This is a genomic window from Methanoculleus formosensis (assembly GCF_025384765.1).
Lineage (GTDB): Archaea > Halobacteriota > Methanomicrobia > Methanomicrobiales > Methanoculleaceae > Methanoculleus > Methanoculleus formosensis.
The window spans coordinates 251,462-265,557 of the sequence record NZ_VHLL01000001.1; the positions used below are offsets into that span (position 1 = coordinate 251,462).

14 protein-coding genes are annotated in these 14,096 nt (G+C 60.5%); all 14 read left to right on the plus strand.

The genetic code is table 11. The features are described from left to right. Positions 1–136 precede the first annotated feature (136 nt). The 14 genes from FKB36_RS01420 (at position 137) to FKB36_RS01485 (ending at position 14,063) form a co-directional block, all read left to right on the plus strand. The gene (locus FKB36_RS01420) at positions 137–1,780 is read left to right on the plus strand and encodes a type II/IV secretion system ATPase subunit (protein ID WP_261596240.1); all 1,644 of its coding nucleotides are present in this window, start codon (positions 137–139) and stop codon (positions 1,778–1,780) included. Continuing rightward, the gene (locus FKB36_RS01425) at positions 1,777–3,717 is read left to right on the plus strand and encodes a type II secretion system F family protein (RefSeq protein ID WP_261596241.1); all 1,941 of its coding nucleotides are present in this window, start codon (positions 1,777–1,779) and stop codon (positions 3,715–3,717) included. The genes FKB36_RS01420 and FKB36_RS01425 overlap by 4 nt, the downstream gene beginning before the upstream one ends. A 114-nt stretch (positions 3,718–3,831) precedes the next feature. Then, entirely contained in the window at positions 3,832–3,984 is a 153-nt protein-coding gene (locus tag FKB36_RS01430) for a hydrogenase maturation nickel metallochaperone HypA (protein WP_261596242.1), read from the plus strand. After that, a complete protein-coding gene (locus FKB36_RS01435; RefSeq protein ID WP_261596243.1) occupies positions 3,968–4,504 on the plus strand; it encodes an alpha/beta hydrolase in 537 nt (178 codons plus the stop codon). The genes FKB36_RS01430 and FKB36_RS01435 overlap by 17 nt, the downstream gene beginning before the upstream one ends. 51 nt (positions 4,505–4,555) lie before the next feature. After that, a complete protein-coding gene (locus tag FKB36_RS01440) occupies positions 4,556–4,885 on the plus strand; it encodes a V-type ATPase subunit subunit G family protein (RefSeq protein WP_261596244.1) in 330 nt (109 codons plus the stop codon). Then, positions 4,872–6,836, plus strand: coding sequence for a V-type ATP synthase subunit I (locus FKB36_RS01445; protein ID WP_261596245.1), 1,965 nt, complete (start codon positions 4,872–4,874; stop codon positions 6,834–6,836). Before FKB36_RS01440 ends, FKB36_RS01445 begins: the two co-directional genes overlap by 14 nt. A gap of 4 nt (positions 6,837–6,840) precedes the next feature. Next, on the plus strand, positions 6,841–7,089 hold the full coding sequence (locus tag FKB36_RS01450) for an ATPase (RefSeq protein ID WP_261596246.1): 249 nt from the start codon (positions 6,841–6,843) through the stop codon (positions 7,087–7,089). 11 nt (positions 7,090–7,100) lie between these two features. Then, on the plus strand, positions 7,101–7,679 hold the full coding sequence (locus FKB36_RS01455) for a V-type ATP synthase subunit E family protein (protein WP_261596247.1): 579 nt from the start codon (positions 7,101–7,103) through the stop codon (positions 7,677–7,679). Positions 7,680–7,692: 13 nt separating this feature from the next. Continuing rightward, the gene (locus FKB36_RS01460) at positions 7,693–8,748 is read left to right on the plus strand and encodes a V-type ATP synthase subunit C (RefSeq protein ID WP_261596248.1); all 1,056 of its coding nucleotides are present in this window, start codon (positions 7,693–7,695) and stop codon (positions 8,746–8,748) included. After that, positions 8,749–9,051 (plus strand): V-type ATP synthase subunit F, encoded by a 303-nt coding sequence (locus FKB36_RS01465; protein WP_261596249.1) that lies wholly within the window; start codon positions 8,749–8,751, stop codon positions 9,049–9,051. Then, positions 9,051–10,805 carry an ATP synthase subunit A gene (locus tag FKB36_RS01470; protein ID WP_261596250.1) on the plus strand — a complete coding sequence of 585 codons (1,755 nt, stop codon included), beginning with the start codon at positions 9,051–9,053 and terminating at the stop codon, positions 10,803–10,805. The genes FKB36_RS01465 and FKB36_RS01470 overlap by 1 nt, the downstream gene beginning before the upstream one ends. Before the next feature lie 2 nt (positions 10,806–10,807). Next, the gene (locus FKB36_RS01475; protein WP_261596251.1) at positions 10,808–12,193 is read left to right on the plus strand and encodes an ATP synthase subunit B; all 1,386 of its coding nucleotides are present in this window, start codon (positions 10,808–10,810) and stop codon (positions 12,191–12,193) included. A 6-nt stretch (positions 12,194–12,199) separates the two neighbouring features. Continuing rightward, positions 12,200–12,826, plus strand: a complete 627-nt coding sequence (locus tag FKB36_RS01480; protein ID WP_261596252.1) for a V-type ATP synthase subunit D — start codon at positions 12,200–12,202, stop codon at positions 12,824–12,826. Positions 12,827–12,848: 22 nt separating this feature from the next. After that, positions 12,849–14,063, plus strand: coding sequence for a phosphoglycerate kinase (locus FKB36_RS01485; protein ID WP_390895682.1), 1,215 nt, complete (start codon positions 12,849–12,851; stop codon positions 14,061–14,063). Positions 14,064–14,096 lie beyond the last annotated feature (33 nt).

Consider the following 14,096-nt stretch of genomic DNA (forward strand, 5'->3'; position numbering starts at 1 on the left):
AACCCCCCGGGGATGGTGCCGTCCACACCTCGGGCCGGGTTGAGACAATGCGGGTCACGGGAACTACTATGCAGCAAACAACGATCTCGCCTCGTCTGAGGAGATGCACGGGCGTGCTGCCGATGCGGATGCCACTATGACACCAGGTGCCTCCCCTCCGGCGGCCGAGGGCTCCACCTCCGCCGGGAGGCTCGGCCTCTCCCGCCTCCTGGATAGAGCCTGCTTTCTCCGAAAGAACATCGAGCCCGCTGGGGAGTACGACCCTGCGGTGCACGGCCTCCTCGTGGATGCGGTATCTCCAGCGGGCTACGAAGAGCTCGACCGCTACTGGATTGCCGACGGACTCTCTCTTGCCGTGATCGCAAAGAACACAGAGACAAATCAGGCCGAATATCTCCTCTTTGAGCCGGTGCTCTCGGAGTTTGAGTATGAACTTCTTGAACGGCTCTTTGACGACCTTCGCGACGTTCTGATCCTCGATGACCACGAGCTCGACGCCGACCGCCGGGTGATCCTCTCCCGGAAGGCACATGACCTCCTGACAGAGTACGGCCTTACCCTTGATAGGCGATCGATCTTCAAGATCCGCTACTACCTCAGGCGCAACTTCCTTGGCTGGTCACGCATCGATGCACTGATGAAAGACCCCCGTATCGAGGATATATCATGCGACGGCACCAGAATTCCGCTCTTTCTCTACCACCGCCAGCACCAGAACATAAAGACGAACATCCACTTTGACGAGCAGGCCTTAAACTCACTTGCGATAACCCTTGCCCAGCGTTCGGGCAAGCACGTCTCGATCGGGAGCCCGCTTGTGGATGCGACCCTCCCCGATGGCTCACGGTTACAGCTCACCTTCGGTAGCGAAGTCACCACCCGGGGCACATCGTTCACGATCCGGAAGTTCCGCGAGACACCGTTCACGCCCGTCGAACTGATGGAGACAAAGACCTTCGATGTCGATCAGCTCGTCTACTTCTGGATGGCGATCGAGAATAACAAAAGTCTGCTCTTTGTCGGCGGCACCGCGTCGGGAAAGACCACATCGCTCAACGCAGTCGCCCTCTTCATCCCGCCGCTCGCAAAGGTCGTCTCCATTGAGGATACCCGCGAGATCACGCTCTATCACGAGAACTGGGTCGCGGCTGTCACGCGCGAGAGGGTATCGGAGGGGTTCGGCGGCACCATAGGGATGTTTGACCTCCTCAAGGCCGCTATGCGGCAGCGCCCCGAGTATATCCTGGTCGGCGAGGTCCGGGGGAGCGAGGCCCAGACACTCTTTCAGGCGATGAACACCGGGCACACGACGTTCTCTACCATGCACGCCGGGGGCGTCGACGCGGCGATCCATCGCCTGGAGAATGAACCGCTCAACGTGCCGAGGAACATGCTCCAGGCGCTCGATGTCGTTTCCGTCCAGGCGCTTACCCATCGGGGATACGACCGCGCGAGAAGATGCAGGGAGATCGTTGAGATCGTCGGGATCGATCCCGTCACCGGCAGCCTCCAGGTGAACACGGTCTACGAGTACAATCCCGTGCCCGACACATTCACCTACTCAGGCCGATCAAAGATCCTGGGTGAGATCATGGAATACCGCGGGTGGAGCCGGGCCAGGCTCGATGAGGAACTCCAGATCAGGCGATCTATCCTCCTTGCCATGCAGAAACAGGGTATCAGGGATTACAGGGCGGTCGCCCGCATTATCCAGGCCTTTGCAATCGAGCCTGACCGGGTGCTCGCTTCCCTTGACGACCTCGGCAGGTTGATCGGTTGATCCTGCCGCCCTGTGCCCGGATCCAGCGCAACATCCGCTGGCTGGTGGAGCGCGACCCCATACGCTATCGGAGCCTCCGTGAGGATATGGTTGCGGCGAACATGGGGGTCACCCTCGACCGTTACCTCCTCCGGGCGTTCATCCTCTCCGGGCTCTTCGGTGCCTTCTGGGCAATTTTGACCTTTCTCATACTGAGATTCTCGGTTATCCCGCAGGTGAGCATCGGGATATACAACGTATTTGCCATCCGGCTCCCGGCGTTCATGCTGGTGGACCCTGTGGTTGGCATCCTGCAGATCATCGCAAGCATCGTTGTATTTGCTATCGCCGCCCATGTGAGTTCTTTTCTATTCCTGCAGTATCCGTCCATCATAAAGAAGAACCGGGAGGTTCGGATCAACCTGCTGCTCCACCACGCCGTCGCCTATATGTACGCCATGCGTCAGGGCGGAGCCGAGATGATGGGGATCTTTCGGGCGATCAGCGAGAACTCAAGCGTCTATGGCGAGGCGTCTCATGAGTTTCGGCGCGTTGTCCGCGACGCCGACTACTTCGGTTATGATCAGATCACTGCGCTCCGACATCTGCAGGAGACGACCCCATCGGAGAAACTGCGTGAGTTCATCCAGGATCTCATATCCGTTGTCGAGAGCGGGGGAAACATGCTCGCCTTCCTCGATGCCCGGGTTCGCATATACCAGGAAGAGGCCCGCTTCGAGCAGAAAACTTTCCTCTCCACGCTCCAGCTCGTAGCCGAAGGCTACGTGACGCTCTTTGTCGCCGGCCCGCTCTTCATCATAATCGTCATGGTGGTCATGGGATTCACGGGCAGCACATCCGTTCTGCAACTCTCGATCGTCATATACCTCCTTGTCCCGGTCGGATCGCTCTTCTTCATACTCTTCCTGGATATGATATCGATCAAGACCGAGGGGATCGAGCGATATACCGATATGCGCTGGCTCAACGAGTTCGATGATGTCCGCACCGTGGAGCAGACCGGCGACGAACCACTGATCCAGCAGATGCAGTACTACGACCGTATCCGCAACATTCGCGGCTTCCTGCGCCATCCCCTCCAGGCGTTCCTGATCGAGCCGACCCGGACGTTCTACGTGACGGTGCCGATTGCACTCGTGTATGTCCTCCTCGCCTTCTTCGCGACACCCGCCTACACCGATATCGAAGTCCTGATCGACGTCCTCGACGACCACGTGATCGTTGCTCTGCTCATCATCCTCGTCCCGTTCGGCATCTTCCACTGGTTCTGGCAGAAGACGGTGCTTGGGCTTGAGGCAGCCATCCCCGATTTCCTCCACCGCCTCTCGGGCATAAATCAGGTGGGCCTGACCCTTGCGCAGGCGATCACGATCGTGGTAAAGGCAGATCTCGGTGTGCTGACTTATGAGATCAAGAAGGTCAAGCGCGACATAGAGTGGGGCGCAAGTGTCCAGGATGCGCTTGTCCGGTTCGAAGAGCGAATACGCACCCCCACCATCGCCCGGGCGGTCACCCTGATCACGACGGCGAGCCGGATGACCGGAGGCATCGTCGATGTACTGAATATCGCTGCCCGTGATGCCGCGATGTCAGAGGCCCTCAAGCGTGAGAGACGGGCGGAGATGTTCATATACGTTGCCATCGTCTACTTAGTCTTCATCGTCTTCATCCTCGTCGTGGCCGTCATCGATGCCCAATTCCTCTCCGTGCTCGCAGGGGTCAACGTTTCTTCTCCCGGCGGCATGCCCGGCGGATCTACGTTCGGAACCCCCCCCATCATGACGTTTGAGCGCCTCCTCTTCCACGCATGCCTCATCCAGGCGTTCTTCTCCGGCATGATCGCCGGGGAGATGGGGGAAGGGTCGCTCCGGGCGGGGGTCAAGCACGCCGCCGTGATGATCTTCATAGCGTTTCTGATCTTCACCATATTCCTGTAGTGGACCGTGGGGGTATCGCCACAGGGGAGCGGGGGCCTGATCCTCCGCCGCGCCGGGGATTTCACGATAGAATTTTATATTCTCCGCCCCCCATCACTCACCTGGTGATAGAATATGTGTACAGTTGGCGGACCTGTCGATATCGAGTTCAACGAACGGGTGAAGGGCAAGAGTTACCGTTGCAAAGAGTGCGGCGAGAAGTTTAAAGGCATCGGAAAGCGGCCGATGTGCCCGAGTTGCCAGTCCGAAGATGTCGAAGAAGTCTGAAGGCGGCGCTTTTGGGAGACTCACCCCCGGGCAGGGGGGGATGACCGTCCCCCTCGGCGGCGAGCCTCTTGTCATCCGGGGAGGGCACTCTTTTCTGCTTGTGGCGAAAGCCGGTTCACGATTTACGCTCTGCATCGAGGCCCCGGACGGCGAGTACTGCCAGGGAGTCGACCCCGACGACCTGGTCGCGGTCTCCATGCCGGAAGGCGGCCCCATCGAGCAGGCCCGCATGATGCTCGAGCTGGTCCGGCGCTACCACATACCGCTTGTCGTCCTCCCCAAAGATCATCCGGGTTCCAAACGGCTCTCGATGGTCGTCTCGGTCGCCCCGGCGATCCTTTTAGCCTGCGACATTCGGCGCGGAACCCATCCCGAGCAGCACTTGATCTGCTCGTCGACGGAGCTTTCCGGGCTCTCGCTTGCCGGGATTCCCGGGGGCATAACGATTGAAAACCTGCCTCCCGGGGCTGAAGTAGAGCATCTGAATGCGGAAAAAACCTCAGCGGACAAACAACAATAAATATATGCTCATTTTCATCAAATATTGATGAGCCGTGAGAAGGAGGGTTTGATGAAGACCGATGTCCTGAAAAGCATCAGGGAAACTGAAGAAGAGTATCAGACGATGATCCGTGATGCGCAGGCGGAGAGGAAGAAGAACCTCTCTGATGCCGAGCTGGAGGCTGAAAACCTGATCATCAAGGCACAGAAAAGTGCCGATGATTACAGGAATCAGCGTTTAGCGGAGGCACGGGCCCAGGCGCAGAACAGGTACGCAGAGATTGTTAAGGAGGGTGAAGCGCGCGCAGAGGCGCTGAAAGCGTCCGGGAACAAGAATCTCCCAGAAGCTGTAGACTTGATAGTTGCACGATTTAAGGAGCAACTGCATGTTAAGGCCTGAACGGATGCGCCGACTGCTCATCGCGGCCCCAAAGAGTGAGATCGACACCATCGTGAGAGAACTCTACCGGTACAACGTCTATCACATCGAGGACTTCGTCCCGGAGAGCGAGTCTCCTGAAGGGCTGTCGATCGGCCACCCTCTTTCCGGGGCGAGCGACGCGGCTTCGGCGCTCATCAAAGTCAGAGCGATCGAGAATGCGTGTGGGATAGACCCCGAGAACGTAGAGATCAAAGAGCGGCTCCCCGTATCGAAGGTCAGAGAGATGATCCGGACGGATCTTCCGGCCATCCAGAAAGAGGCCGAGGATCTCGTCGGTTCGCGCTCCCGACTGGAGACGCGGCAGAAGGAGCACGAGCAGCGCGCAAGGGAACTTGAACCGTTCACTGCGGTTCCCCTGGACCTGGAATTCTATCGCGGGTATACGCGGTTTACTGTCTTTACCGGACACATACCCCACGACGTCGAGATCGGCGTCCCGAACGAGAAGTACTTCTCCGACAGGGTGGCCGGGAACATGATCGTCGTCGTGGTGCAGAACGAGCACCGCGAAGAGGTCGAGCGGACTCTCCTCGATGCCGGGTTCCAGGCGATCCCCGTCCCGGAGGAGACCGGGGCGCCGGCCGACCGCTTGAAGGCCCATCTGGAAGAGGCCCAGCGGATCGAGAGCGAGATCGCTGCAATCAACGGAAAGGTTGCAGGGATCCGGGAGAAGCGCACCGACTTCCTGGTAGCATGCGATGAACTACTCACGGCTGACGTAGAGCGGGCGGAAGCCCCATTGCGGTTTGCTACCACGGAAGAGACCTTCATCACTGAAGGGTGGGTGCCTGAAGACCGGGCGGACCGGATCCGGGACACACTGGAGAAGGCGACCGGCGGCAGGATCTACATCGAGGAACTGGAGATCGACGACGATACCGCAGTCCCGGTGGAGTACGAGAACCCCGTGTTCGCCAAACCGTCACAGGTGCTGATGGACGTCTATGCACGACCCCGGTACTCGGAGATCGACCCGACGCTGCTCCTCGCGATCGTATTTCCGATCTTCTTCGGAATGATCCTCGGCGATGTAGGCTACGGCACCGTTCTGCTTCTCCTGAGTCTCGGGCTGCGGAAGTTCCTGAAGGGTGAAGGCGGGAGAATGCTTCTTAATGTGCTCAGCATCGCAAGCATATCGAGCATCATCTTCGGGATTCTCTACAGTGAGTTCCTTGGCTTCTCGCTCCCATGGCCGGCGCTGATCTTCTCGAGGCACCTCAACATCGGAGGAGCCGCAGGCGGTCACGGCCCGCAGGTCGTCGAACTGATGATCCTTGCGATCTGGATCGGCATTCTGCACATCACGCTCGGGCGCATTCTCGGCGTACTCAACGCACGGAAACTTTACCACGGGAAACACGTGACCCAGGCGATCCTCTCCCATATCGGCTGGCTTGGGGTCATGTGGGGCATCCTGCTCCTGATCTGGTCGTTCTTCCCCATACCGATGATGCCCGACCTGACCGGTCTGCCCGTCGTCGCCATGGGGTTCAACGTCTCGGCCGTAGCAGGTATCGTCCTTCTGGTCGCCGGCGTCATCGGGATCGCGCAGGAGAACGCACTTGAGGTCGTCGAGCTTCCGACGATCATCAGCCACGTACTCTCCTACGCTCGTCTGGTGGCAGTGGGGTTATCCTCGGTCGCGATCGCGATGGTGGTCAACTACATCTCGATCGGGATGCTGATAGAGCCTCAGCTGGCAGCGATCACTCCGGTCGGCGTGATCATCATCATCGCAGGCATTCTCGTCTTCCTCTTGGGGCACGTGCTGAACACGGCACTTGGGCTCCTCGGTGGCGGTCTGCACTCGATTCGTCTTCATTATGTTGAGTTCTTCACCAAGTTCTACAAAGGTGGAGGCATAAAGTACAATCCATTCGGTATGAAATCCAAATTCACGGAGGAATAAGAAAATGGTAGATGTTGCTACAACTCTTGAAATCGCACAGGCATCGCAGGCAGGAATGAGCGCAGTCGGCGCAGGGCTCGCAGTGGGCCTCACCGGCGTCGGCACCGGCATCGCAGAGATGGGCATCGGTGCGGCAGCCGTCGGTGCAACCGCAGAGAACAGGGATATGTTCGGTCTCGCACTGCTCTTCACGGTGATTCCGGAAACCATCGTTATCTTCGGTCTTGTGGTTGCACTGCTGCTTCTGTTCTGATGGAGTGAACCATGGGACTCGAAGCAGTAGTGAACGAGATCCGGGAGAAAGGGCGTAAGGAGGTCGAGGCGGTCCGGGCGGAGACCCGGACCGACGTCGAGGAGATCCTGAAGGACGCGCAGACTCGCGCCGCCGGGATCAAGGCGTCGGCGCAGGAGGAAGCGGACCGGGCGGCCACCCACATCACCAACCAGGAAGCCTCGGCGGCGAACCTCGTCGTCAAGCGGCAGGCCTTAAACGCCCAGAAAACGCTCCTCGATCAGGTCTATTCGGCCTCGCTTGCCGCTGTCGGTGATCTGCCCGCCGAGTTCCAGGAGAAGGCGCTCACAGCCCTGCTGAAGAGAGCGGTAAAGGAGATCAAGAAGGGCGTCGTCCATGCAAACGAGCGGGATACCCCGGTTGTCGAAGGGATCCTCGGTCAGTTAAAGATGTTCTCGGGCTACACCGTGGGCGCCCCGCTTGATATCCCCGGCGGCATCATCGTCGAGAGCACTGACGGCGAACTGCAGATCGATTACAGTTACCGCACGTTCCTGGACGAGATCTGGGAATCCGGCCTGAAGGATGCGTCAGATATTCTGTTTACATGAGGAGGGTTCATAAATGGCAGGGGTAAGTAGCGGATCGGCCCAGTACATTTACGCCTGTACCCGCTTGCGGGTGCGTAAAGCGCAGCTGATACCGCGCGAGGATTATCTCCGCATGCTGAATATGAGCCTGCCTGAGATCACCCGGTTCATCGGCGAGACCACTTATCGGTCGGAGATCGATGAACTCGGCACCTCCTTCTCCGGAATCAACCTCGTCGAGGTGGCCCTGAGCTGGAACCTCGCCAAGGAGTACCAGCACATCCTGGAACTGGTTCCGGGAGACCTGAAGCACTTTACCGCCAGTTACCTGCGGCGCTGGGACATCCAGAACGTCGTCACCGTCCTGCGCGGCAAGATGCAGAAGATGTCGCCGGGTAAGATCAAGGAGGTCCTGGTCCCGGCCGGCAGACTCGATCGGGTCGCTCTCGACCGCCTCATCGCAGAAGAGTCACCGGAGCGGGTCGCCGAAGCGCTCAAGGGCGAGCGGTTCTATCCGGTCCTCGAGCGGGAACTGCCCCGCGCACTGGAGACCGGATCGTTTGCTCACCTGGAGAACGAGCTCTACAAGAGCTACTACGCACGGCTCATCGCGGACGCAAAAGAAGGCGTCAAAGGCGGCGATATCTTCCTCAAGTATATCCAGCTTGAGATAGATATCAGGAACATCCAGAACCTCTTCCGTCTGCGGGCCGGAGATGTCCACGAGGATGTCAGGGAACTGCTGATTCCCGGCGGTTCGTTCACGGTGGACGAGTTGCAGCGGCTCGCGGGACTCGAGAACCAGGACGAGTTCATCGACGCCTTGAAACGTCAGGTGAAGATGACCCCGCTCCTGAATGCGCTCGAGGAGATCCGCGGCAAGACCGCACTCCACGGGATCGAGGTTGCGCTGACCCGGGTCCAGCTGGACCAGATGGAGCGGATGTCGAAACGATACGCGTTCTCGATCCTTCCGGTCCTCGTCTACCTGGAGAAGAAGAAGTACGAGGTCGCGAACCTTCGCGCCCTTGCCCGGGGCAAGGAAACCGGCCTCCCCGGTGAGCGGTTACAGGGTTACCTGGTGATGTAAATGGAGATCGCAGTTGTCGGTACCGGTGAATTCATCCTTGGTTTCAGGCTCGCGGGTGTCAAAAAGACCTACGCGGCCGAGACCGACGAACGGCTGGTCGAGCACATCAACCAGGTGCTGGGTGACAAGGACATCGGCATCCTCGTGCTGAAGGGCAGCGATATGGAGCGGGTTCCCCTGCGTCTTCGCACCACCCTCGAGAACTCCGTCAAGCCGACGGTGATCGCGATCGGCGGAGAAGAGGGCGGCCTGTCGATGAGAGAGAGAATCAAGAGATCGGTGGGTGTTGATCTGTGGAAGTAATGGAAAAATCAAACGAAAAAAGGGCTCAGGGAGCCCTAAAACGTATTTCAGGGCCGGTTGTCACTGCTGTCGGTCTCGACGCACACATGTACGACGTGGTGAGGGTCGGCAATGAAGAACTGATGGGGGAGGTCATCAAGATCCAGGGTGAGAACGTCATCATCCAGGTCTACGAAGATACCGCCGGCATCAGACCCGGGGAGCCGGTCAGCAACACCGGTCTCTCGCTCGCTGTTGAACTCGGGCCCGGGCTGCTGACCAGTATCTACGACGGGATCCAGCGGCCGCTCGAGGTGCTCGTGGACAAGATGGGCAACTTCATCGAGCGCGGCGTCTCGGCACCCGGCCTCTCCCACGAGAAGAAGTGGGGGTTCGTGCCCACGGTGAAGGCGGGCGACGAGGTCAAAGCCGGGGATGTCCTCGGCACGGTCCAGGAGACGAACATCGTCCATAAGGTCATGGTCCCGCCCCGCTCGAAGGGCGGCAAGGTCAAGAAGATCGCGGCCGGCGGTTTCACGGTCGACGAGACCGTCTGCACCCTCGAGGACGGCACCGAGATCGCCATGCTCCAGCGCTGGCCGGTCCGTGTGCCCCGTCCCGTGAAGGAGAAGCTGAATCCCGACGTCCCGCTGATCACCGGTCAGCGGATCCTGGACGGTCTCTTCCCCATCGCGAAGGGCGGAACGGCAGCCATCCCCGGCCCGTTCGGGAGCGGCAAGACGGTCACCCAGCAGCAGCTGGCGAAGTGGTCGGACGCCGAGATCGTCGTCTACATCGGTTGCGGCGAACGCGGCAACGAGATGACCGAGGTTCTGACGGAGTTCCCGGCGCTCGAGGATCCGCAGACCGGCAAACCGCTGATGGAGCGGACGGTGCTGATCGCGAACACCTCGAACATGCCGGTCGCGGCCCGTGAAGCGTCCGTGTATACAGGGATCACGATCGCCGAGTACTTCAGAGACATGGGCTACGACGTCTCGCTGATGGCCGACTCCACCTCCCGGTGGGCAGAGGCGATGCGTGAGATCTCGAGCCGTCTTGAGGAGATGCCCGGTGAGGAAGGGTATCCCGCGTACCTTGCGGCGCGCCTCTCGGAGTTCTACGAGCGTGCGGGCCGTGTCGTCTCCCTGAACGGAGAGGGCGGTTCCGTCTCCGTCATCGGTGCGGTCTCGCCGCCGGGCGGTGACTTCTCCGAGCCGGTCACGCAGAACACCCTGCGTATCGTCAAGGTCTTCTGGGCACTGGACGCGAAGCTCTCGCAGCGCCGGCACTTCCCGGCGATCAACTGGCTGAACTCCTACTCGCTCTACCTTGATTCGCTCAGCGAATGGTACGACAAGGAAGTCTCGCCCGAGTGGAACCCGCTCCGGGCGTGGGCGATGGGTGTTCTCCAGAAGGAGGCCGAACTCCAGGAGATCGTCCAGCTGGTCGGTTCCGACGCCCTGCCCGACGAGGAGCAGGTCACCATCGAGGTTGCGAGGATGATCCGTGAGATCTTCCTGCAGCAGAACGCCTACGATGCAGTGGATACGTTCTGCCCGATGTCCAAGCAGTATGCCATGATGAATGCGATCAAGCACTACGCCGACCTCGCACGTACCGCCCAGGCGGGTGGCGCAACCCCGCAGCAGGTCATCGGCGTCAGGAGCAAGAACGAGCTCCCCCAGATCAAGTTCATCAAGGACTACGAGCCCGAGCTCGAGAAGATCATGAAGCAGATGGAATCTGAATTTGACGCGATGAGGACGGTGTGACCATGAAGGAATACAGAACGGTTGCACAGATTGCAGGGCCGCTGGTATTCGTCGAGAAGACCGAACCGGTCGGCTACAGCGAACTCGTCAACATCGTGACCGCCGACGGCACGGTCAAGCGCGGCCAGGTGCTGGATACGAGCGACGATGTCGTGGTCGTCCAGGTCTTCGAGACCACCGCCGGCATCGGCCGTGACTCGGGCATCCGGTTCACCGGCGAGACGATCAAGATGCCGGTCGGAAAGGACATGCTCGGCCGTATCCTCTCCGGCGGCGGCAAGCCGATCGACGGCGGCCCGGAGATCGTGCCCGAGAAGAGGCTCGAGATCACCGGTGCGGCCATCAACCCCTATGCCCGTTCCTCGCCTGAGGATTTCATCCAGACGGGTATCTCGACGATCGACGGGACGAACACCCTCGTCCGCGGTCAGAAACTCCCGATCTTCTCGGCATCGGGTCTGCCCCACAACGATGTGGCGCTCCAGATCGCGCGGCAGGCAAAGGTGCCCGGCTCGACCGAAGAGTTCGCCGTGGTCTTTGCGGCGATGGGCATCACGCGTGAAGAGGCCAACTACTTCATGGCCGACTTCGAGAAGACCGGCGCTCTCGAGCGCTCGGTCGTCTTCTTGAACCTCGCGGACGACCCGGCCGTCGAGCGGACGATCACGCCGCGTCTCGCGCTGACCACAGCCGAGTACCTGGCGTTCGAGCTTGGCTACCACGTGCTGGTCATCCTGACGGATATGACCAACTACTGCGAGGCGCTCCGTCAGATCGGCGCGGCCCGTGAAGAGGTGCCCGGCCGGCGTGGCTATCCGGGTTACATGTACACGGACCTTGCGGGAATCTACGAGCGTGCCGGTATCATCAAGGGCGTCAAGGGCTCGGTGACCCAGATCCCGATCCTGACGATGCCCGGTGACGATATCACCCACCCGATCCCGGACCTGACCGGCTACATCACCGAAGGCCAGATCGTGGTCAACCGTGACCTGCACCGGAAGGGTATCTACCCGCCGATCAACGTGCTGCCGTCGCTCTCCCGTCTGATGAACCTCGGTATCGGGAAGGGGCATACCCGCGAAGACCACAAGAAGGTCTCCGATCAGCTCTACGCGGCATACGCGGAGGGTAACGATCTCCGGGGCCTGGTCGCCATCGTCGGGAAAGACGCGCTTTCGGAGCGCGACCGGATGTTCCTCGAGTTCGCCGACCTCTTCGAGGACCGGTTCGTGAGGCAGGGCCTCTACGAAGACCGGTCGATCGAGGAGACGCTCGACCTCAGCTGGGAACTCCTTGCGACGCTGCCCGAAGAGCAGCTCGTCCGTATCGACCGCGAACTGATCCAGAAGTACCACCCGAAGTACCGCAAGAAGGCACAGGGGTAAGCATCCATGGCGCTGCGAGATATCAAGCCGACCCGATCGGAGCTGATCAACGTCAAGCGACGGATCAAACTCTCGGAGCGCGGCTATAACATCCTCAAGATGAAGCGCGATGGGCTGATCCTGGAGTTCTTCAAGGTGCTGCAACAGGCAAAAGACAGCCGCGGTGCAATGCTGGAGCGCTACGAGCATGCCATGGAGATGATCGCTCTCGCGGAGACCGTCGAGGGTGCGATCGGGGTGAAGGCCGCCGCCTTCTCGGCGGCGGAAAGCCCCGCAATCTCCCTTAAAAGCAAGAACATCATGGGCGTTGTCGTTCCGGAGATCCAGGCGTCGTCCGTTCGGAAGGGCGTGCTCGACCGCGGTTACGGGATGCTCGGCACCTCTGCCGTCATCGACGAGACCGCGGATGCGTTCGAGGACCTGCTCGAGGCGATCATCGAGGCCGCCGAGATCGAGACGACGATGAAGCGTCTGCTCGACGAGATCGAGAGCACCAAGCGACGCGTGAATGCGCTCGAGTTCAAGGTGATCCCGGAACTCTCCGAGGCCCGGGACTTCATCAAGATGCGGCTCGATGAGATGGAGCGCGAGGAACTCTTCCGCCTGAAAAAGATTAAGGCACGGAGCGCCTGAAGGGGGAGACTGGTGATACCCGGTGGAGATCGGTACCCTCGCAGATACTGGAAGATTGACGGGAACGGTGATGTTGCGGGTTGACTTCAACTCGCCCATCGACCCTTCCTCAAACCAGATCCTGGACGACAAACGGTTCCGGGAACACCTGCCGACGGTGCAGGCGCTCGAGGACGCGCGGCTTGTCGTCCTCACGCACCAGAGCAGGCCCGGCAAGAAGGATTTCACGACACTTGAGGCGCATGCGGCGAAACTGGAGCGACTGCTCGGTCGCCCGGTGACGTATGTGGAGGACATCTTCGGGCGGTGCGCCAGGGATGCAATCCGGAGCGCAAAGCGCGGGGATGTCCTGATGCTCGAGAACCTCCGGTTTGCCGCCGAGGAGAACCTGACCCTGAAACCCGAGGAGGCGAAGAAGACCCTCCTCGTCAGGAAGCTCGCCGCGATGGCCGACGTGTACGTCAACGATGCGTTCGGCACGGCGCACCGGTCGCAGCCATCGATCGTGGGGCTGCCGCAGGTGCTCCCGTCGGTGGCCGGCCTCCTGATGGAGAAGGAGGTCGCGAACCTCTCCCGGGTATTCTCCGGCGCTCCGCGCCCCGTCACCTTCGTCCTCGGTGGAACGAAGGTTGACGACTCCATCGCGGTCGCACAGAACGTCCTCGAGCGGGGAACGGCCGATAAGGTGATCGTCGTCGGCGTGGTGGGAAACGTCTTCCTGCTTGCGGCGGGCCACGAGATCGGGCGGCCGTCGACCCGGCTGATTGACGATCTGGGCTACCACGACGAGATCGATAAGGCGAAGTCTCTCCTTGAGTCCTACCGCGACCGGCTCGCTCTGCCGCACTCGGTCGCCGTCCGTGAAGACGGCGAGCGGGTCGAGTACCTCCTGAACGCTGTCCCCGAGGACGCCCAGGTGCTCGATATCGGGAGCGATTCGATCAGGAGCCTCACCCGGACGATCACCGACTCGGGAACGGTCGTGGTGAACGGACCGGCGGGGCTCTTCGAGGAGGAGCAGTTCGCCGTCGGCACCTTCGAACTCCTGAGGGCGGCGTCGACCGTGGAGTTCTCGGTGGTGGGCGGCGGACACTCCGGCGCGGCCATCGAGCGGCTCGGTCTCGAGAGCGAGTTTACGCATATCTCCACCGGTGGTGGGGCGGCGATCGAGTTCCTGACCGGGAAGAAGATGCCTGCCATCGAGGCACTGGAGACCTCCCGGAAGATCTTCGGTTAGGGGCACGGCCCCCCCGTTTCCCCGACTTTCTCT